This window comes from Burkholderia sp. 4NA327C6 (assembly GCF_005502655.1).
In the GTDB taxonomy this organism is placed as follows: Bacteria; Pseudomonadota; Gammaproteobacteria; order Burkholderiales; family Burkholderiaceae; genus Burkholderia; species Burkholderia contaminans.
In genome coordinates this window covers 68,594-88,808 of the sequence record NZ_SCNZ01000030.1, presented here as the reverse complement: position 1 = coordinate 88,808, position 20,215 = coordinate 68,594, and the positions used below count along the sequence as shown (strand labels likewise).

The 20,215-nt window shown below is 67.0% G+C and carries 17 protein-coding genes; 10 read left to right on the top strand and 7 right to left on the bottom strand.

Features of this window, described 5'->3' with window-relative positions; translation table 11 throughout:
- Positions 1–3 precede the first annotated feature (3 nt).
- Genes FFS49_RS26850 through FFS49_RS26825 form a run of 6 tightly spaced genes read right to left on the bottom strand, consistent with a single transcriptional unit; the run spans position 4 to position 6,834 of the window.
- A complete protein-coding gene (locus FFS49_RS26850) occupies positions 4–1,113 on the bottom strand; it encodes a hypothetical protein (RefSeq protein ID WP_039347738.1) in 1,110 nt (369 codons plus the stop codon).
- A 15-nt stretch (positions 1,114–1,128) separates the two neighbouring features.
- Positions 1,129–2,448, bottom strand: a complete 1,320-nt coding sequence (locus tag FFS49_RS26845) for a hypothetical protein (protein ID WP_105817705.1) — start codon at positions 2,446–2,448, stop codon at positions 1,129–1,131.
- Positions 2,438–3,178 carry an outer membrane lipoprotein-sorting protein gene (locus FFS49_RS26840; RefSeq protein ID WP_039347732.1) on the bottom strand — a complete coding sequence of 247 codons (741 nt, stop codon included), beginning with the start codon at positions 3,176–3,178 and terminating at the stop codon, positions 2,438–2,440. Before FFS49_RS26840 ends, FFS49_RS26845 begins: the two co-directional genes overlap by 11 nt.
- On the bottom strand, positions 3,175–4,392 hold the full coding sequence (locus tag FFS49_RS26835) for an ABC transporter permease (RefSeq protein ID WP_047853209.1): 1,218 nt from the start codon (positions 4,390–4,392) through the stop codon (positions 3,175–3,177). Before FFS49_RS26835 ends, FFS49_RS26840 begins: the two co-directional genes overlap by 4 nt.
- A complete protein-coding gene (locus FFS49_RS26830; RefSeq protein WP_039347725.1) occupies positions 4,364–5,074 on the bottom strand; it encodes an ABC transporter ATP-binding protein in 711 nt (236 codons plus the stop codon). The genes FFS49_RS26835 and FFS49_RS26830 overlap by 29 nt, the downstream gene beginning before the upstream one ends.
- Positions 5,071–6,834, bottom strand: a complete 1,764-nt coding sequence (locus FFS49_RS26825; RefSeq protein WP_226285414.1) for a fatty acyl-AMP ligase — start codon at positions 6,832–6,834, stop codon at positions 5,071–5,073. The genes FFS49_RS26830 and FFS49_RS26825 overlap by 4 nt, the downstream gene beginning before the upstream one ends.
- Before the next feature lie 418 nt (positions 6,835–7,252).
- Here FFS49_RS26825 and FFS49_RS26815 point away from each other — a divergent pair, with 418 nt between their 5' ends.
- The 5 genes from FFS49_RS26815 to FFS49_RS26795 all read left to right on the top strand — a co-directional run bounded on the left by FFS49_RS26815 (position 7,253) and on the right by FFS49_RS26795 (position 12,588).
- A complete protein-coding gene (locus FFS49_RS26815; RefSeq protein ID WP_047853210.1) occupies positions 7,253–8,200 on the top strand; it encodes a fatty acid desaturase in 948 nt (315 codons plus the stop codon).
- A 47-nt stretch (positions 8,201–8,247) separates the two neighbouring features.
- A complete protein-coding gene (locus tag FFS49_RS26810; protein WP_105817728.1) occupies positions 8,248–9,120 on the top strand; it encodes a diiron oxygenase in 873 nt (290 codons plus the stop codon).
- A gap of 613 nt (positions 9,121–9,733) precedes the next feature.
- Positions 9,734–10,726 carry a LysR substrate-binding domain-containing protein gene (locus FFS49_RS26805; protein ID WP_105817703.1) on the top strand — a complete coding sequence of 331 codons (993 nt, stop codon included), beginning with the start codon at positions 9,734–9,736 and terminating at the stop codon, positions 10,724–10,726.
- Positions 10,727–10,920: 194 nt separating this feature from the next.
- A complete protein-coding gene (locus FFS49_RS26800; protein ID WP_105817702.1) occupies positions 10,921–11,745 on the top strand; it encodes an alpha/beta fold hydrolase in 825 nt (274 codons plus the stop codon).
- 387 nt (positions 11,746–12,132) lie between these two features.
- Positions 12,133–12,588: a hypothetical protein gene (locus FFS49_RS26795; protein ID WP_105817701.1), complete on the top strand. Its 456-nt coding sequence runs from the start codon at positions 12,133–12,135 to the stop codon at positions 12,586–12,588.
- Between the two features lie 207 nt (positions 12,589–12,795).
- Here FFS49_RS26795 and FFS49_RS26790 read toward each other — a convergent pair whose 3' ends face one another.
- Positions 12,796–13,842, bottom strand: coding sequence for a DNA topoisomerase IB (locus tag FFS49_RS26790; RefSeq protein WP_105817700.1), 1,047 nt, complete (start codon positions 13,840–13,842; stop codon positions 12,796–12,798).
- 358 nt (positions 13,843–14,200) lie between these two features.
- On the opposite strand from FFS49_RS26790, the gene FFS49_RS26785 reads away from it, so the two are divergent.
- The 5 genes from FFS49_RS26785 to yjfF all read left to right on the top strand — a co-directional run bounded on the left by FFS49_RS26785 (position 14,201) and on the right by yjfF (position 20,206).
- Positions 14,201–15,307 carry a serine hydrolase gene (locus tag FFS49_RS26785; RefSeq protein ID WP_171026842.1) on the top strand — a complete coding sequence of 369 codons (1,107 nt, stop codon included), beginning with the start codon at positions 14,201–14,203 and terminating at the stop codon, positions 15,305–15,307.
- Positions 15,308–15,532: 225 nt separating this feature from the next.
- Positions 15,533–16,495 carry an ABC transporter substrate-binding protein gene (locus FFS49_RS26780; protein ID WP_039355709.1) on the top strand — a complete coding sequence of 321 codons (963 nt, stop codon included), beginning with the start codon at positions 15,533–15,535 and terminating at the stop codon, positions 16,493–16,495.
- A gap of 74 nt (positions 16,496–16,569) precedes the next feature.
- Positions 16,570–18,084 carry a sugar ABC transporter ATP-binding protein gene (locus FFS49_RS26775; protein WP_039355706.1) on the top strand — a complete coding sequence of 505 codons (1,515 nt, stop codon included), beginning with the start codon at positions 16,570–16,572 and terminating at the stop codon, positions 18,082–18,084.
- Positions 18,081–19,121, top strand: coding sequence for an ABC transporter permease (locus tag FFS49_RS26770; RefSeq protein WP_071335870.1), 1,041 nt, complete (start codon positions 18,081–18,083; stop codon positions 19,119–19,121). The genes FFS49_RS26775 and FFS49_RS26770 overlap by 4 nt, the downstream gene beginning before the upstream one ends.
- Complete coding sequence (gene yjfF / locus FFS49_RS26765; protein ID WP_039355702.1) at positions 19,118–20,206, top strand: galactofuranose ABC transporter, permease protein YjfF; 1,089 nt, start codon at positions 19,118–19,120, stop codon at positions 20,204–20,206. The genes FFS49_RS26770 and yjfF overlap by 4 nt, the downstream gene beginning before the upstream one ends.
- Positions 20,207–20,215: the final 9 nt, after the last annotated feature.

Here is a 20,215-nt window from a genome sequence, read left to right as displayed (position 1 = left end):
GGGTCAACTGCCGGCTTCGCAGCGCAGGCTCTTGCGAAGCTCGTGATAACAACGGTACGAACTGCCTTCCATCTTCGAAAACGCCAGCAGGTCGCGCTGGTCGTCGAACGTGGCGACCCTGCCGTCGCGCACGAGCGCGGTCAGGAATTCGTTCGACAGCAGCTTGATCGCGAGCACGCGCTGCACCTTGCCGAAGCTGTAGTGCGCGTCGTCGGTCTGGCTGCGCGCGGCGTCGGCGATGAACTGGTGGACGGCGCGCGCGTCGGCATCGAGTTCGACGCGGCCGGTGCGTTCGAGCCAGCCGACGTGCGCCATCAGCGCACGCACGAAGTAGGGGCGCACGACGGTCAGGTACTTGTTGAAGACGGTCGGGCCGCCGATCCGCAGGCGATCTTCGGCGTTCACGCGCACCTGGCCGCCGACGTTCGCGAGCTGCAGGTTGCCCGCGAGGAACGGCGCGCCGCAGGTCGTGCGCTTCAGCTTCCGGTATTCGTCGGGCCACACGAGGTAGGCAGCCGGGAACATGACGCCCGGCAGCCGTGCGGCGACCACCGCCATGCAGTCGCGATGCGCTTCGATGCCCCACACCTTGTCGACGGTGAGCGCGAGGCCGTGGTCGTCGCTGCGCACGACGGTGCGCCATGCGGCGAGCGTCGGGCCGCCGCCGTCGCTCATCAGGAACGCGAAGTTGTGGCCGCTGTCGATGCATTCGCACGCGCGACGGTTCTGGTCGTCGGAGAAGAACAGCCCGAACATGATGCGGATGAACGCGCGCATGAACGGCTTGAACAGGTGATGAAACCCTTCGCGGCCGATCTGTTCGAGCAGCGCTTCGGTGAGCGGCGCTTCGTCGTGCCGCAGCGGCGTCGATGCGGACGAATCGGGCAGCACGTCCGGCGTGGCGGCATGCAGCGCGATCACCATCTCGCTGTCGAGCAGCCGCACGGCGGCCGCTTCGACGAGCCGGGCCGCCGCGCGCGGCGGCGTGCCGAGCGACGCGATCGTGTCGAAGTGGCGCAGCACCGGATACGCGGCCTGGTCGGCCACGCGCAGCAGCAGCGGTGCGGTCGCGAGCGGGCTGGCGGACGAAGCGGGAGCGGAAAGCGTGGACATGGGTCAGGGTTCCTGTCAGAAGCGCACGCGCACGGCGGCGTCGATACGGGTGCCGAGACCGACCATCCGGTACTCGGAGTTGCTGTCGGAAAACGCGCGGGTGACCGCGACATCGACGCTCACGCGCTTGTTCACGTCGGCGACGACCTGCGCGATCGCGAGCAGGCCCTTGTCCTGCGGCGAATAGACGCCGCGCAGCGAATACTCGACGCGGCCGATCTTCTTGCCGAGCCGCGCGAACAGGTAGTCGCGCAGGTTGCCGTCGACGCTCACGAAATCGGCCGTGCCGCCGAGGCCGGCCAGCGCCGCGCCCGGTGCGACGGGCAGCAGCGCGTTGTTCACGCGCGCCGCGCCGACCATCTGGCGCCACTGGTTCGCGTCGTAGCGCGCCTCGTCGTGCGACCACTCGACGATCAGCGAGAAGTTGCCGGGCAGGGCGCTCTGCATGCCGACCGCACTGCGCCACATGATCTGGCGATCGTTGCGGCGATCGACCGCGTCGTACGCGGCGGGCGAATCGAGCGGCGTGCCGTTCGCGATGAACGCCGGCAGCGGCCGCGTCGTGCCGCGTTCGAGCCATGCGCTCGCATAGACCGTGTTCGAGCGCGCAACGTCGAACGACAGCGTCGCACCGGCGCCGCCGTGGCCCGCATGCCGGCCGGCGAGCAACGCGGCCGAGCCGCCCGACCAGTTGTATGCGCCGCGCACGAGCTGCGTCGCGCCTTGCACGTCGCGGTTGTCGACGTCACTGCGCAGCGTGCGGTTTTCGCCGGCGATGAACTGCAGCGTGGTCTGCTCGCCGGCCCATTTCGCTTCGACGAGCGGCGTGCCTTCGACATCGCCATAGCGGTCATAGATGTCGGCCGTAGCTGCCCGCTTCTGGAAGAAGCCGAGCGGAAAGAACGCCTGCGACGTGTCGAGCGGATCGATCCGCTTGCCGGCGGTGAGCGTGATGCCGTTGTCGAACGCGTAGCGCACGCCGGCCTCGTTGAAGCGGGTGGCCTGCGCGCCGAGCGAGTGATTGCCGGCCACGGCGCGTGCGCTCATGAACAGGTTCTCGCCGTCGATGCGCGCGAGCAGGCCGGCTTCCTGCAGGTTGCGCGGCTGGTCGCCGATCAGGTTCCCCAGCAGCGCGTGTCCGTCCATGCTATCGACGGTGCGTGCGTACGCGATGCCGTTCAGCGTGCTCAACTGTTCCATCAGCGATTCTCCGTGCGCGAGCGTGCAGCCGAGCGCAAGCGGGACGGCGAGCGCGGCGGCGGGCCAGATGCGGCCGGATGATGGGCGGAGGCGGTCACGATGGGCGTCGACATGGGCGTCGTGGTCACTGGCCATCGGCAAGCGTGTCGGGGTTGAACCAGCCCGACGGAATCTTGCGCGGCTGGCCGTCGAGGATGTCGACGACGCTCGCGCGCTGCTTTTCGATCTCGTTGCGATACGTGATCTTGCGGATCACCTTGCGCCCGTTCGCGTCGACCGGCGCGGAGAAGTCGGCGCTGCGGAACAGCAGGCCGCTCGCGAGGAAGAACTGCGCGCGCACCGGCACGTCGGTGTCGGGCGTGACCCACAGCTTGATCGTCGGGTAGACGTTGTCGGGATCGGTCGCGGTCAGGTCGAGCTCGGTGGCCGGCTTGCCGGCGATCGTCGTCGCGCCCGGCGCGGCCGACGCGTGATAGCTGTCCGCCCAGTGCGTGCGCGTGATGTCGCTGATCACGACCTCGCCCTGCAGCCGCTGCATCCCGTTGATGCGTACCGCGCTGCGCGTGTTCGGCACGTAGAACCAGTGGCCGCGCGTCGTCGCGAGATATTTCTGGCCGTCGTTCTCGCCGCTGCGCGTCAGCGCAAGCGTGTCGCCGTTGCCGCGCGTATAGACGAGGTAGCGCGTCGCGTCGCCGGACTGCCCGCCGACCTCGTTCGTGATCTGGATGTTCGTCTGCGTATCGGCGGCCGTGCTGCGGTATGCGTCGGCCCGGGCGAGCATGGCCTGGGCCGTCGGGGCGTCGGCGGCATGCACGAGCGGCGCACACGCGACGAGCGCGGCGGCCAGGTGGCGAATGCGAATCATGGGGCGAGTCCTTCGAGGATGTTGCGTTTGGCGAGGCCGAGCGTCGCGAGCAGCGCGGCGGCCACCCCGAGCACGACGAACGCGCCTTCGACGGCGGCCACGGCGGCCGGCGAGACCGTGAATTCGAGCAGGATCGACTTCACGCGGCCCGGCGGCGGGGGCAGGTGGATCTGCGCGTGATTGAGCGCAACCATCGTCAGCAGTGCCACCGCGATGCCGGCGGCCGCGCCCAGCAGGCCGAGGAAGGCGGTCTCCTGGATCAGCACGCCGCGCACCGTCGCGGCCGGCACGCCGAGCGCGCGCAGTGTCGAGATCTCGCGCCGGCGCTCGACGATGCTCATCAGGATCCAGTTGCTCATCGACAGCAGGATCGTCAGGCAGAGAATCGCGCCGAACACCGAGAACTGGTTCTTGTACAGCGCGACGACCTGGTGATAGAGCGACACGAGCTGGTCCCAGGTCTTCACGTCGAGCGCGGGCAGCGCGGCGCGCAGCGTCGCAGCGGCGGCCGGCGTGTGTGCGGTGTCCGACAGGAACACCGCGATGCGCGACGCGCGGTCGGTGCGCAGCAGCGCCTGCGCGGCGGTGAACGTCACGTTGACGATCCGTTCGTCGACGTCCTTGTTGCCGGTGCTCATCACGCCGACAATCTGTGCATCGGTCGCGTTGATGCCGCCGTGCGCGGTCGACGCCATCAGCTGCACGACCGAGCCGACGTGCACGCCGAGCTTGCGCGCGAGTTCGGCGCCGACGACGACTTCGGTGCCGGCATTCGTCGGCGACAGGTAGCGGCCCGACAGCACCGTGTGATAGTCGAAGAAGCCGGGCGGCTCGCGGTTCGGCTCGATGCCTTCGCCGACGAAACCGTAGCTGAGATCGCCGTTCGAGATCAGCCCGTCGAAGTCGATGCCGCGCGCGGTGGTCGCGACGCCGGGCAACGCGGCGATCGCGTGCGTGGCGGTGGCCTGCTCGTCGGCGGTCAGCCCGTACTGCAGCGGCCGCTCGCCGATCAGGTCGAGATAACCGTGATGCAGCACCTGCACGTGGCCGACGCCGCTGTCGATCGACCCTTCGCGCACCGCGTCGAAGGTCGCGATCACGTAGCCGAGCGCGAGGCTCGACGCGAACGCGGCGACGCCGATCATCGCCATCGTCAGCACGGTGCGGCGCTTGTTGCGCCAGAGGTTACGCCACGCAAACGTCGACCAGTTCACGATTCACTCCCGGTACGCCGTCGCGCATCTCGATGCGGCGCGGCAGGTGCGCGCACAGACGATCGTCGTGCGACGCAATCAGAAAGGCGGTGCCCAGCGTGCGGTTGGTGTCGAGGATCAGCTCGGCCACCGCCCGGGCGTTGGTGCTGTCGAGGCTGGCGGTCGGTTCGTCCGCGATCACGATCGCCGGCTCCTTCGCGAGCGCGCGGGCCAGCGCGACCCGTTGCTGCTCGCCGCCGGACAGCTCGCCTGGGCGGTGGCGTTCGCGCGCGGCGAGCCCCACCGCGTCGAGCATCGCGCGGGCGCGCTCGCGCCGCGTGCGCGGCGTGCCCCATGCGAAGCAGCCGAGTTCGACGTTTTCGAGCGCGGACATCACCGGAATCAGGTTGAACTGCTGGAACACGAAGCCGATGCGCTCGCGGCGAATCCGCTCGAGCGTGTCGGGCGCATCGTCGATCCGGCGGCCTTCGAGCCAGCGTTCGCCGGTGCTCGGCACGTCGAGAAAACCGGCCAGGTTGAGCAGCGTGCTCTTGCCGCTGCCCGACGGGCCGACGAGCGCGACGACGTCGCGCTGGCCGATCGAGATCGTCGCGCCGCGCACCGCGACGACGCGGCCCGCGCCCTCGTACACGCGCGAGACGTCGCGCAGTTCGAGCACCGGCGTGAGCGTGGCGGTCGTCATGCGTACGCCCCCTGGCCGGCTTCGGCGGCGGCGGTCGCGTGGATCACGGGCAGCGCGCCGTTCGCATAGAGGTCGCGGCACTTCAGGCGCTGCAGCTTGCCGCTCGTCGTGCGCGGCAGCGAGCCGGGCTCGACGAAGCACAGATCCTGCGCGGCGAAGCCGATCCGCGACGCGAGCAGTTGCTGGCACTCGGCGCGTGTCTGCGGCGTCGCATCGACGGGCCGCGCTTCGATCGCGACGACCAGCCGCTCGGTGCCCGTCTCCGGATCGGGCAGCCCGAACGCGATGCAGGTGCTCTTGCGCAGCGTGCGATGGGAGGCCAACGCCTCCTCGATTTCGTGCGGGAAGTAGTTGCTGCCGCGAATGATGATGACTTCCTTCTTGCGCCCGAGGATATGGAGCTGGCCGTCCGCGACGTAGCCGATGTCGCCGGTGCGGAACCAGCCGTCGGCCGTCAGCGGCGCGGCGATCGAGCCGTCGTCGGGATTCAGGTAGCCGAGCATCACCGACGTGCCTCGGATCGCGACTTCGCCGACCGCGCGGTTCGCCAGCGCGTGGTCGCCGTCGTCGAGGATCCGGAACGCCATGCCCTCGATCGGCGTGCCCATCGCGAGCACGGTTTCGGTGTCGGTGTCGGCACCGTCGTTCGCGGCGGCCGGTTGCGCGTCGCGGCGCTCGATCAGCGCGCGCCGGTCGAGCGTGTCGGCGATCACGTACGGCGCACCGTCGACGGCGCCTTCGTGCCACGCACGATGCATCGACACCGCGAGCGTCGATTCGGCCATGCCGTAGCACGGCTGCAGTGCCGAGGCCGCGAGGCCGTACGGCGCGAACGTCGCGGCGAAGTCGCGCAGCGTCGCGTCGTCCACGCGTTCGCCGCCGATGAAGATGTTGCGGCACGCGGAAAGATCGACACCTTCCATCGCGGCGGCATTGAAACGGCGCACGCAGTAGCGCAGCGCGAAGGTCGGCACCGACGTCGTCGTCGCGCGCGCCGACGCGATGCGCTTCAACCAGCCGAGCGGATTACGAATGAAGCTGTTCGGCTGCATCATCAGCAGCGGCGCGCGGTAATGCATGTTCGACAGCAGCGTGAGCAGCCCCATGTCGTGATAGAGCGGCAGCCACGACGCGGTGCCGTCGCCGGCCGCGATGTCGAAACGCACCGACCCGCCAATGCCGAGCACGTTCGCGATCACGTTCTCGTGGCTGAGCACCGCGGCTTTCGGATGCGACGTCGAGCCGGACGTGAGCTGGACGTGATGCGGATCGCGGCCATGCTTGGCGCTGATCAGCGCGCGCGCACCGGCATCCGCGACGAGCGACAGCGTGTCGAGATCGACGACGCGCGTCGATGACGCGGGAAACGCTTCGTCGCGCCACGCGGCGGACTGCGCATCCGCGGCGATGACGAGGCGCGGCCGGTACAGCTCGCATGCGACGTCGATCACCTGCCGCCCGGCGGTGGCGCGGCGCGCGGGAACGGGCACGGTGCAGGGCAGTGCGCCCGTCATCACGCAGGCCATCATCGCCGCCGCGTGCTCGACCGATGCGGGCAACGCCAGCATCACCAGGTCGTTCTCGCGCACATCGAGTTCGCGCAGTGCGCCAGCCTGGCGAAACACCTCTTCGGCGAAGCGCCGGTACGTGATGCTCGACTCGTTGCCGGCGTCGTCGACGAACGTCATGCGATGCATGGCGCCCGCGACGTCCTCGAGCGATTCGATGAGGCGATGAATGGTGGATGCGCACTTCGTCACGAGGATTCTCCCCTTGAGGAACACGGCCGCTCGCGCCACGGTGCCGGCGGCGCCGTTCGTCGAGTGAGGGGGATTCTTGCCGGATCGACATGACGCGACAAACGGAATATTTGCAGGCTATGCATGAGCAGCACGCATCCACTCGGCACTGCCATGTGCGTATACGTGCGAGCCCGCGCGAGGTGAATGGTCGGTACGCATTCGACCGGTCGTCTAGTTCACGATGTGGTGTGCTCATGCGCGGGCGTCATGCAATGCGTTCGGAAAATTCGTTTGTCCGAAGCATCGACTCACAGAAGAATTGCAACCCGGCAGCGCGCCAGTGTCGCCGCGTCATCGTGCCGGGCAGGGTCCGGCCAAGGAGAGCATTTTGTCCGTCACCTCATCGCTTCTCGCCCGTCAGAAACCGGTTGCAGACATGAAGAGCCGCCCGAGCGGCGTCGTCTTCTCGCTGAAGCTCGCGGTCTACGTCGCGCTCATTGCGCACGGCATGCTGTTCGCGCTGTCGACGTATGTCGTCCTGAAGATCGTCGGCATCCTGCTGATCGGCGCGATGTACGCGCATGGGGTCGAGCTGCAGCACCAGGCGCTGCATTACCAGGGATTCAGGAGCAAGCGGCTCAACATGGTGTTCGGCGTGCTGCTCGGCATGCCGATGCTCGTGTCGTTCCATGCGTACCAGGACAGCCACCTGCGCCACCACCGGCTGCTCGGCACGCCCGAGAACAAGGAGTTCTTCGACTACGGCGACCAGTACGGCGCGAGCCCTGTCGTCAATCTCGGCCTGTGGGCCTGGCGGCTGTCGATGGCCGCGCACTATATCCAGTTCGCGAAGAACGTCGCGAAGCTCGTCGTGCCGGGTGCAAGCTTCGGCGACAACCCGCTCGTGTCGCGTGCGATCCGCCGCGATCACCTGCTGATGGTCGCGGCGATCGCGCTGCTGGCCGGCGTGTCGATCGCGCTGCACACGTGGTTCGCCGTGTGGGTGTGGGTCGTGCCGCTCGTGTTCGTGGCCGCGCCCGTGCATGCGCTGGTCGAGATGCCCGAGCATTACCGCTGCGACCTGACGAGCACCGACCCGTTCCGCAACACGCGGACGATCGAGAGCAATGCGTTCATGACGTGGTTCACGAACGGCAACAACTATCACGTGGAGCACCACATGATGCCGAACCTGCCGATCGAGCGGCTGCACGACCTGCATGGCGCGATCGGACCGCGCATCCGCTATTACCACCGCACCTACCGGCAGTTCTATTACGCGCTGCTGCGCGGCAGGCTGTCGCCGCGCACGGTGGACGACGACGCGGACGACCGTGCGCCCGACGCCGACGTGGCGGCGCCGGCGTCCACGCAATCGGCATGATCGCGATGGTGCCGACCGGTGCCTCGCCCGAATGCCTTTCAACGACGGTGACGACGATGCTCTATCCGGAACTTTTCAGGTCGCTGGAAGCGGTGCGCTGGGACATGGAGACGGACATTCCGTGGGACAAGTTCGACGCTTCGCTGCTCACTGACGAGCAGGCCGAGACGATCAGGATGAACGCGATCACCGAATGGTCGGCGCTGCCCGCGACGGAAATGTTCCTGCGCGACAACCGGCACGACAGCGACTTTTCGGCGTTCATGAGCGTGTGGTTCTTCGAAGAGCAGAAGCATTCGCTCGTGCTGATGGAATACCTGCGCCGCTTCCGGCCGGACATGGTGCCGACCGAAGCGGAACTGCACGCGGTGCGCTTCGAATTCGACCCGGCGCCGCCGCTCGAGACGCTGATGCTGCACTTCTGCGGCGAGATCCGCCTGAACCACTGGTACCGATGCGCGGCCGACTGGCACACCGAGCCGGTGATCAAGCAGATCTACGAGACGATCGCCCGCGATGAAGCGCGCCACGGCGGCGCCTACCTGCGCTATATGAAGAAGGCGCTGAACGACTGCGGCGACGTCGCACGTGCCGCGTTCGCGAAGATCGGCGTGCTGATGGCGTCGGCGCGCCGCACCGAGAAGCCGCTGCACCCGACCAACCTGCACGTGAACCAGGCGCTGTTCCCGCGCGACACCGTGCAATCGCGCCTGCCCGATCCGGAGTGGCTCGAGCGCTGGCTCGACGAGCAGATTCGCTTCGATGGCGAATGGGAAAAGAAGGTGGTCGAGCGGATCCTGCACAACCTGTCGATCCTGTTCGAGCGTCCGTTCACGACCGCGCAGGCGCTGAACCGCTATCGCCGCGAAGTGACCACGCGAATGCCCCATGTGACGGACGACGTGGTGGGCGGCGTATAACGACGCACATCCCGTCCGGTAAAAGGCGGAACCGATTCCAGACAATTGGGCCGCGTCATGCACGCGCGTTGCCCTTTCCGGTCGGTGAAATATTCATTGGCGGACATAATTGGTTCATCAATTGCGGAAATTGAATGGCGCCATTCAATTTCATTCGTTTAGTATGTTTTCGTAAACATGAAAACGCGAATTTAAATGGTATTCCGCGTGTATGTTGAAGTGCATTTTCTTTTCGCAATCCGGTAAATGAATAAAATTGTCTGGTAATTGAAATTTGATTGTAGGCATGCGGATGGGCGTCTGCTGCAGCGTCGGTATGGTTGACATGACGTCGAATTTTGCCTGTAATCCCCTGTTTTTATGCCGCTTCGCCGCTCATATTTCGCGCCGTTTCGACTTCATGGTGATTTACAAAATCACTACTCGATAAGGTTTATGTAAGAATATCCGGCCGATGAAAATCGATAGATAAATACGAGTGTCACGATTGAAAATAAGAATGATCCGCATCCATGATTCAATATAAAATCGTTTCCGAATCCAATAAGGAGAAACGAATCAGGGAGACGAACGGCGACTTGTCTGTCGGTGGGTGCAACTTTGAGGCGGCGGTATGGCTAATGTGAGATTGGCAAAGCGATTGAGAAGTATGCCTTCGCTGGATTTCCTGAGAGGCTTCGAATGCGCGGCGCGCCATTTGAGCTTTACGCGTGCCGGGCAGGAACTGAACGTCACGCAATCTGCCGTGAGTCGGCAGGTCAAGGCACTCGAGGAGCAACTCCGTATCGAGCTCTTTCACCGGCACATTCGTTCCTTGACGCTGACCGACAAGGGGCGGGAGCTGTACGACGCGATCTCGTTCGCGTTGTCCGACCTGGAATCGGTGATCGGCAAGCTGTCGTCGAGTGTGGGCCAGCGTGCAATCTCGTTGTCGACCACCGTGTCGTTCGCGGCACTGTGGCTGATTCCGCGCCTCGGTTCGTTCCGCGCCAGCTACCCCGACATCGACGTACGCGTATCGGCCACGAGCGAAATTGAAGATCTTAAACGCAAACGTTTGCACCTGGCCGTGCGATATGCAGGGCCGTATACGTCGACGGACGAGACGGACGTGCTGTTTCGCGAGCGTGTCGTGGCGGTCTGCAGCCCGAGCCTGATGCCGGCGGCGAGCGACGCCGCGTCGATGAAGCCGGAGGATCTCGACAAGCACGTGCTGCTGCATCTCGACGATCCGCGCGGCGAGTGGCCTTGGCACGGATGGAGCCATCTGCTGAAGGAGCTGGGCGTGCCGCGCCTTCGGCCCGCCGGCGCGTTGCATTTCAGCCAGTACGACCAGCTGGTGCAGGCCGCGGTCGACGGGCATGGCATCGCGATCGGGCGGCGGCCGCTGGTCGACGGGCTGCTGAAGCAGGGCCGGCTCGTCGAGCTGTTCCCGCACTGCACGGTCGCATCGGGCAGCTACGTGCTGGTTCAGAACCCGGATGCGTGCAACGAATTTGATATCGCGGTGCTGACCAACTGGCTGCTCGAACAGGCGAATCATCCGCTCGCGTCGGACCAGGAATCGGGCGACAGCAACGTGGTGCCGATGTATCGCGTCGGATAGTACGGTCGCGCCACGCCGTCGCGGGTGCGTGGCGAAGGGCATGCGGCAGGTTCGACGCGAACGCATGTGCGATCCGTCATGCGCCGCGCCCGCAACCTGTGCGATGATGCGCCGCTTCGCATTCGTTGCAGCACGCCGCCGACCGCGGCGCCCGGTTCCGGGCCGCTGCCGATCGCGCCGACACCGGAGACGACATGCCCGCAGTGAACATTCATGGCAGCACCCTGCATTATCAGGATCACGGTACCGGGTTCCCGGTGCTGCTCGGGCACAGCTATCTGTGGGATGCGGCGATGTGGGCGCCGCAGATCGACGCGCTGTCGCGCCAGTATCGTGTGATCGTGCCGGACCTGTGGGGACATGGCGCATCGGGCGCGCTGCCCGAAGGCACGCAGACGCTCGACGATCTTGCCGCGCAGGCGAGTGCGCTGCTCGACGCGCTGGCGATCGAGCAGTGCGCGCTGGTCGGGCTCAGCGTCGGCGGCATGTGGGGCGCGCGGCTCGCGTTGCGCGAACCGCAGCGTGTGCGTTCGCTGGTGCTGATGGATGCGTCGCTCGAGGCCGAGCCCGATGCGACGCGGCTGCGCTACTTCGGAATGCTTGACGCCATCGCCACGGCGGGCCGTATCGCGCCGCCGCTGCTCGATGCGATCGTGCCGTTGTTCTTCCGGCCGGATGTCAATCTGGCGGGCCCGGTGCCGTCCGCGTTTCGCGACGCGCTGGCGAACCTGCCGGCCGACCGGTTGCGGCAATCGATCGTTCCGCTCGGCCGGCTGATCTTCGGCCGGCCCGACACGCTGCCGGCACTCGCCGAACTGGACGCCGAACGCACGCTGCTGATGTGCGGCGCGGGCGACATGGCGCGCCCGCCGTCGGAAACGGTGAAGATGGCGAGCGTGATCGGGTGCGCCCATGCGCTGGTGCCGGACGCCGGCCATATTTCGAATCTGGAAAATCCCGCGTTCGTCACGCGCATGCTGCTCGACTGGTTCGACGCGCAGCGGCTGTCGGCAGGCTGACGCCGGTGTGCGCGCTTCGTCGGCCCGGCCACGAACGAGGCTCAGCGCCTCCGCGCGGCTCGCGATGCACGGCGCGGAGCCGGGTAGCGGCTGGCGCGCCGTTTCGCGTAGCGCGAGCACCGACACGATGTCGGTGACGTGTCGCGCGTTGCGGGCGACGCCGGGCAGGGTTGTGTGAGACCCGGTTTAGAGAAATGGGCGCAGCCGACTGTCGGTCATGCGCCCGTCGCCCGACGGTGTACGATGCGGTTCGATCGGCAGGCGGAACATGTCGCGAGCGTCCGAGTCGATGAAATATGCGAGCCTGTCGCCGATACTCGGAAGGATCTCGCCGCCTCTCAATGACGAATCGCCGCTGAACGAATTGTTGATTCTCGAATATTGTCGATGATGAAGATATCCAAGCTTGCTGCATGCGCACTGATTCTCGGCGCGACCGTCCCCAACGTGACGTATGCCCGCGATTTGGACAAGAGCGACCCTGATCGCGCCCATATACTGGCCGCCGTTCACCGGCTGAACGACGGCGAACCGGACCTGAAGGATTACCACTATTTCGTGGTCGATCTGATCAAGGATCATGATGCCGCCTTCGCATGTGTTGCATTGGCGGATAAGGACGGTAGCCTGGAGATGACGGATGACCAGGCTGAGATCATGAAGTTCGCGCTGGAAAGGCGCAACGCGCAATGGGTAGCAACCGATCTCGGCGGTGTGGGATTTGCAGTCGGCGCGAAGCCGGTGCAATCGGATTGCAAGGTGGAAGGACGTATCGTCGACACGCGTGATGATGTCAATGCTGCGTTGAAGGCAATAGCACACAAGCCGTTCTCTTCTCGTTGACTGCGGAGATTGTTGGCGGGAACGTGACCGACTGATCAGTGTAGCTTTGCGCCCCACCCGTAGTTCGGGATAATCCACGCCGCGAAGATCGCGCTTTCGCGGGGTGCGCTTGCAACCAGTTATCGGTCATGCGCCCGGCACTCGATTGAAAACGACACGGGTTCCGGGCCGGTCGTACCGAAACGGGCGTCGGGACGACGCAAGCACTCATCTCCCCGCTCGCCGCCTGGCGGCGCCGAGCAACGCCACGAATGCCGCTTCATCCGCGCGCAAGCCGCGCGGCGTACGCCGGACTGCGAGCGCGGCGAGCGTGCCCGCCTCGAACGCGTCGAGCACGGCCGGATGGATGTAGCAGCGCCGGCACACGGCCGGCGTGTTGCGCAATAGCTCGGCCACCGCGCGCACGGTCTCGACGATCTGCTTGCGCGCATGCGTGTCGCCACGATGCTCGGTGCGCCGCAACAACCCGAGCGCATGCACGCTGCCGGCCCACGTCCGGTAGTCCTTCGCGGTGAAATCCGCGCCGCCGGCCTCGCGCAGGTAGTCGTTCACGTCGGACGATCCGACCGGATGGCGGGCGCCGTCGTCGTCCACATACTGGAACAGCTCGTGCCCGGGCAGCTCCGCGCAGCGCCGTACGATGCGCGCGACCCGCGCATCGTCGACCGTCACGTCGTGTTCGATCCCGCTCTTGCCGGCGAAGCGCAGCCGCACCTGGCCGGGCTGGATCTTCAAATGTCGCTTACGCAGCGTCGTCAGCCCGTACGAGCCGTTTTGGCGCGCGTATTCCGCGTTGCCGATCCGCGCGAGTGTCGTGTCGAGCAACCGGACGATCGTCGCCACGACCTTGTCGCGCGGCATGCCCGGCAACGCCAGATCGCGCGTGACGCGCGCGCGGATGCGCGGCAGCGCACGCGCGAACGCCGCCATCCGCGTGTACTTGTTCGCGTCTCGCGTCTCGCGCCACAGCGGGTGATAGCGATACTGCTTGCGCCCGCGTGCATCGCGGCCCGTGGCCTGCAGATGGCCGCGCGGGTCCATGCAGATCCACACGTCGGTGTACGCGGGTGGAATCGCCAGCGCGTTGATACGGGCAATTTCGTCGGCATCGCGCACTCGCACACCGTCCGGCCCGTAATACGCGAAGCCGTTGCGGATGCGCCGGCGCGTATAGCCGGGGCGACGGTCGTCGACATGACGCAGCGGTCCGGCGGGCATGCGTGCATTCGGCTGCGACGTGGCGCGCTTCTTCATGCTGCGGCGCGTCGATCGCCGGGTGTGCCGACCGGCATATCGTCCGACTGCATTCCGTGTCGACATCCTGCGCGCATGTTGTTCTCCTCTCGTTCGTACGTTCCAGCCCCGCGCAGCAAGAATCGTGCGCCGTTCCCGGCCCTGCCGCGGCTGCGATGCCGATCGTGCTGTCAGCCCGCTTCGGTAATATGCCGGGAGCCGTTTTCGTGCGGGCGCGCCACGTCGGCCAGCGAAACCGGGCTGAGCCGCGACGGATTCGCCGCCGTGTCACGTTAAACGAACATCGAAGCGACCGCGGAGACCGACGATGTCGGCTGGAACGAGCGTTTTACGAAGCCGCGCAGCAACGCGCCGGTGGGTGCCGATCATTGCCGGCGTTGTCGCGCTGCTTGCCGGATGTCAGTCAGAGCCGCCGACACCTACGGCGCCACCGCTGGCCGCGACAGAGGACGAGTTACCGGTCTTTCCGGGCGCCGAATGGACGCAGGCGGCCCCCGCCGCGCACGGTTTCTCGCCGGACGGCATCGACCGCGCCGTCGCGTATGCGAAGGCGCAAGGCTCGACGTCCGGCATGATCGTTCACGACGGAGCGGCGATCGCGCAGTGGGGCGACGTCGCGCGCAAGTCGAACCTTCATTCCGCACGCAAAAGCTTTCTGAGCGCGCTGGTCGGCATTGCGGTCGCGCGCGGCCAGATGCGCCTGGACGATACGCTCGCCCAGCTCGGAATCGACGACACCGCGCCGGCGCTTTCGACCGCCGAAAAACAGGCGACCGTGCGGATGCTGCTGCAGGCGCGCTCGGGCGTCTATCACGCGGCGACGTACGAAACCGTGCCGATGAAGGCGTTGCGTCCACCGCGCGGCAGTCACCCGCCGGGCACGTTCTGGTACTACAACAACTGGGATTTCAATACGGTCGGCGCGATCTACGAGCGCAGCACCGGCACGCACATCTTCGATGCGCTGTTCACCGAAATCGCGATTCCCGTCGGTATGCAGGACTACACGCCGTCGGACGGGCATTACGTGTCGGGCGGCAGCGCGACGCGCTATCCGGCCTATCCGTTCGCGATGAGCGCGCGCGATCTTGCCCGATTCGCGTTGCTATACCTGCACGACGGCCGCTGGCGCGACCGGCAGGTCGTCCCGGCCGACTGGGTCGCCGAATCGACGCGGCCGTATTCCGACACGCGTACCGGTGGCTACGGCTACCTGTGGTGGACGAGTGACTCGGCGAGCGGCGCGCGCGGCCGGGATGCGTTGCTGTCGCGGCGGGCCTTCTGGGCCGACGGCTATCTCGGACAATACGCGGTGGTCGTGCCGTCGCTCGATCTGGCGATCGTGAGCCTCGTCGACGCGCGGCTCACGTCGAAGCGGATGGGGGAAACGAAGATGGAAACGCTCGTCACGCTGGTCGAGGCGGCCCGTGCACAGGTCGCCGCAAACGCGGCCAAGGCCGGCTAGAACGGGTTGGACCGCCCGTTTAGGTGTTTATACGTATGCCGAATCCGATATCGCCGCAATCCAATATTTCATTAGAAGGTTATCGGACTTGTTTCTAGACTGATGCGGGGCATGCAGACCGGGCCGGCGCGATGCCCCCGGCCGGCGCACAGCCCCGATCCGCGCCCGCGCCAAGCAGAAACACAACAGCGCAGCGGCAGACAACGACATCATCGGAGACGAACCATGACATTCATCAGGAAGCTGGCAGCCGGCGCGATCGTTGCCGCGGCGGCGGTGCTGGCCGGCGGCGCGCACGCGCAGCAGAAACCGATCACGCTCGGGTTCTCGCAGGTCGGCGCGGAAAGCGCGTGGCGCACCGCGAACACCGTGTCGGTGAAGGGCGCGGCGAAGGATGCCGGCATCAACCTGAAATTCTCCGACGCGCAGCAGAAGCAGGAGAACCAGATTCGTGCGATTCGCTCGTTCATCGCGCAGAAGGTCGACGTGATCGCGTTCTCGCCGGTCGTCGAATCGGGCTGGGAGCCCGTGCTGACCGAAGCGAAGGCAGCCCACATCCCGGTGATCCTGACCGACCGCGGCGTCGACGTGAAGGACCCGTCGCTGTACGTGACGATGATCGGCTCCGACTTCCTCGAGGAAGGACGGCGCGCGGGCCACTGGCTCGAAGAGCGCTACAAGAACGACGCAGGCCCGATCAATATCGTCGAGCTGCAGGGCACGGTCGGTTCCGCGCCGGCCAACGATCGTCGCGCCGGCCTGCTCGAAGTGATCAAGAACAATCCGAAATTCAAGGTGATCGCGTCGCAGAGCGGCGACTTCACGCTCGCCGGCGGCAAGCAGGTGATGGAAGCGTTCGCGAAGACCTACGGCAAGCAGATCAACGTCGTCTACGCGCACAACGATGACATGGCGCTCGGCGCGATCCAGGCGATGGAAGAGGCCGGCATCAAACCCGGCAAGGACGTGAGCGTCGTGTCGTTCGACGCGACGAAGGGCGGCTTCCAGGCGATGGTCGCCGGCAAGATCAACGTCGACGTCGAATGCAGCCCGCTGCTCGGCCCGCAACTGATGAGCGCGGTGAAGGACGTCGTCGCCGGCAAGCAGTTGCCCAAGCGCATCGTGACGAACGAGACGGTGTTCCCGATGAACGTCGCGGCCCAGGTGCTGCCGACCCGCAAATACTGAGCCACGTACCGACGATCCGGCGCGGGCGGCGGCGTGGCGGCCGCCCGGGCACTGACCGCTTCGAGGGAGGATGCATGGAGAGATCGCCGGTGGTCGAGATGATCGGCATCGACAAGTCGTTTCCGGGCGTGAACGCGCTGCAGCGCGTGAACTTCCGGCTGTTTCCGGGCGAGATCCACGCGCTGATGGGCCAGAACGGCGCGGGCAAGTCGACGCTGATCAACGTGCTCACCGGCGTGCATGCGCACGACGCGGGCGAGATTCGCGTCGGCGGCGCGCCGGTGAATTTCGCCGCGCCGCGTGAGGCCGAGGCCGCCGGCATCCAGACGCTCTACCAGGAAGTGAACCTGTGCGCGAACCTGTCGGTCGCGGAGAACATCTTCGCGGGCCGGCAGCCGATGCGGCGCGGCGCGATCGACTGGAACACGATCCATGCGCGCTCGCGCGCGGCGCTGGCCGAACTCGACCTGTCGCTCGACGTCACGCGCTCGCTCGACGCGTATCCGATCGCCGTGCAGCAGATGGTGGCGATCGCACGGGCCGTGTCGGTCGACGCGCGCGTGCTGATTCTCGACGAGCCGACGTCGAGCCTCGACGACGGCGAGGTCGCGCGGCTGTTCGACGTGCTGCGCCGACTGAAGGCATCGGGCATCGCGATCCTGTTCGTCACGCACTTTCTCGAGCAGACCTATGCGGTGTCCGACCGGATCACCGTGATGCGCAACGGCGAGCGCGAAGGCGAGTATCTCGCGCGCGACTTGCCGGTCGACGTGCTGGTCGCGAAGATGACCGGCCGCGAACGGATGTCCGACACGCTGCAGGCCGGTGCGGCGGCGGTCGAACGCACCGCCGGCGAGGCGGAACCGTTCCTGTCGATGCAGCAGGTCGGCCGGCGCGGGATGATGAGCCCGCTCGACCTCGACGTGCGGCCCGGCGAGATCGTCGGGCTGGCCGGGCTGCTCGGCTCGGGGCGCACCGAAACCGCGCAGCTGGCATTCGCCGCGGAACGTGCGGACACCGGCGCGATCGAGATCGACGGCGCACGCACGCGGCTCGCGTCGCCGCACGACGCGGTCCGCAACGGCATCGCGTATTGCCCGGAGGATCGCAAGAAGGAGGGCATCGTCGCCGCGCTGTCGATCCGCGAGAACATCATTCTCGCGCTGCAGGCGCGGCGCGGCTGGTGGCGGCTGATCGGGCGGGCACGGCAGCGCGAGCTCGCCGATACGTACATCGCACGGCTCGGCATCAAGGCGCGCGACGCGGAGCAGCCGATCGGGCTGCTGTCGGGCGGCAACCAGCAGAAGGTGCTGCTCGCGCGCTGGCTCGCGACGGAGCCGAAGCTGCTGATCCTCGACGAGCCGACGCGCGGCATCGACGTCGCCGCGAAATTCGACATCATGGAGCGCGTGCTCGCGCTGTGCGCGCAAGGGCTCGCGATCCTGTTCATCTCGTCGGAGATCAGCGAAGTCGTACGCGTGAGCCACCGGATCGCGGTGTTGCGCGACCGTCGCAAGGTCGCCGAACTCACCGGCGCCGACGCATCCGAGGAGCAGGTGTACCGGCTGATCGCGGGAGGTCAGTCATGACGCTGCTGCGCACGCTGTTTCGTCATTCGCTCGCGTGGCCTGTGTTGACGCTCGTCCTGCTGTTCGCGCTCGACGTCGCGCATCGCCCGGGCTTCCTGTCGATCACGCTGCTCGACGGCCACCTGTTCGGCGCACCGGTCGACATCCTGAACCGCGCGGCGCCGCTCGTGATCGTGTCGCTCGGGATGACGCTCGTGATCGCGACCCGCGGGATCGACATCTCGGTCGGCGCGATCGTCGCGATCGCAGGGGCGGCCGCGGCGATCGTGCTCGACGCGGACCCGTCGCGGGTCGGCGTGGCACTGGCCGCCGCGCTCGGCGTCGGGCTGCTGGCCGGCGCATGGAACGGGCTGCTGGTGGCGTTCGTCGGGATGCAGCCGATCATCGCGACGCTGATCCTGATGGTGGCCGGCCGCGGCGTCGCGCAACTGCTGACGGGCGGCCAGATCATCCCGATCGGCGCGCCCGGCTACCTCGCGCTCGGCGGCGGCTATCTCGCGGCCGTGCCGTGCGCGGTGTGGATCGCGCTGGCGACGATCGCCGCGACCGCGCTGCTGGTGAACCGCACCGCGCTCGGGCTGTTCATCCGCGCGATCGGCGTGAACCCGGTCGCGACACGGCTCGTGGGATTGCGCTCGGGCGCGATCGTGTTCGGCGTGTACCTGTGCTCGGGCGTGATGTCGGCGCTCGCGGGCATCCTGGCCAGCTCGAACGTGCGCAGCGCCGACGGCAACAACGCAGGGCTGCTGCTCGAACTCGACGCGATCCTCGCGGTGACGCTCGGCGGCACGTCGCTGCTCGGCGGCCGTTTCAGCCTCGCCGGCTCGGTGCTCGGCGCGCTGATCATCCAGACGCTCACCTACACGACCTATTCGATCGGCGTGCCGCCGGAGGCGACGCTCGTCGTCAAGGCAGTCGTCGTGATCGTCGTGACGCTGATCCAGTCGGACGCGGCGCGCGCGCTGGTCGTCCGGCACGCGTCGCGGCTGCTGTCATCCGCGCGTTCGCGCGCCACCTCCGGAGCGACGCCGCGATGAACCGATTCCTTGGCCGGCTCGCCGACCCGCGCACACTGCCGATCGTCGTGACGGTCGTGCTGTTCGCCGCGCTGTTCGGCTTCGGGTCCGTGACCTACACGGGCTTTTTCTCGATGCAGGTGCTGACCGGGCTGCTCGTCGACAACGCCTTCCTGCTGATCGTCGCGATCGGGATGACGTTCGTGATCGTGTCGGGCGGGATCGACCTGTCGGTCGGCTCGGTCGTCGCGCTGACGACGATCTTCTGCGCGGTCGGCGCCGAGCGGCTGCACTGGCCCGTGTGGGTGATCGTGCCGCTGGCGCTCGCGTTCGGCGCGCTGTACGGCGCGGCGATGGGTGCGTTGATCCATTATTTCCGGCTGCAGCCGTTCATCGTCACGCTGGCCGGGATGTTTCTCGCACGCGGCGCGTGCTTCCTGATCACGACGCAGTCGATCACGATCAACGAGCCGGTGTTTCATGCGATCGCGGGCTTCAGCGTGCCGGTGGGCGGCGGCACGTTGAGCGCGGGCGCGTTGATCGCGCTTGCGACGCTGGCCGGCGCGATCTACGTCGCGCATTTCACGCGCTTCGGCCGCAACGTCTACGCGATCGGCGGCAACGAGCGTTCGGCGCTGCTGATGGGGCTGCCGGTCGCGCGCACGAAGGTCGGCGTGTACGCGCTGAGCGGCTTCTGTTCGGCGCTCGGCGGCGTGGTCTTCACGCTGTACGTGCTGTCGGGCTACGGGTTGCAGGCACAGGGGATGGAGCTCGACGCGATCGCCGCGACCGTGATCGGCGGCACGCTGCTCACCGGCGGCGTGGGCTACGTGATCGGCTCGGTGTTCGGGGTCGGCATCCTCGGCACGATCCAGGTGCTGATCACGTTCGACGGCACGTTGAGTTCGTGGTGGACGCGGATCGTGGTCGGCGCGCTGCTGTGCGTGTTCTGCGTGCTGCAACGGGTGATCGAACGGCACGCGGCGCGGCGGCGCACGGGCGGCACGGGGCTTGGGGCGCCGAGGTCGAAACGGGGCCCCGCACAGGCGCGGCCGGCATCGCCCGACGAGGATGCCGCGCTGGTTTCGACGATGCGGCGGCTGTAGCGCGCGCAT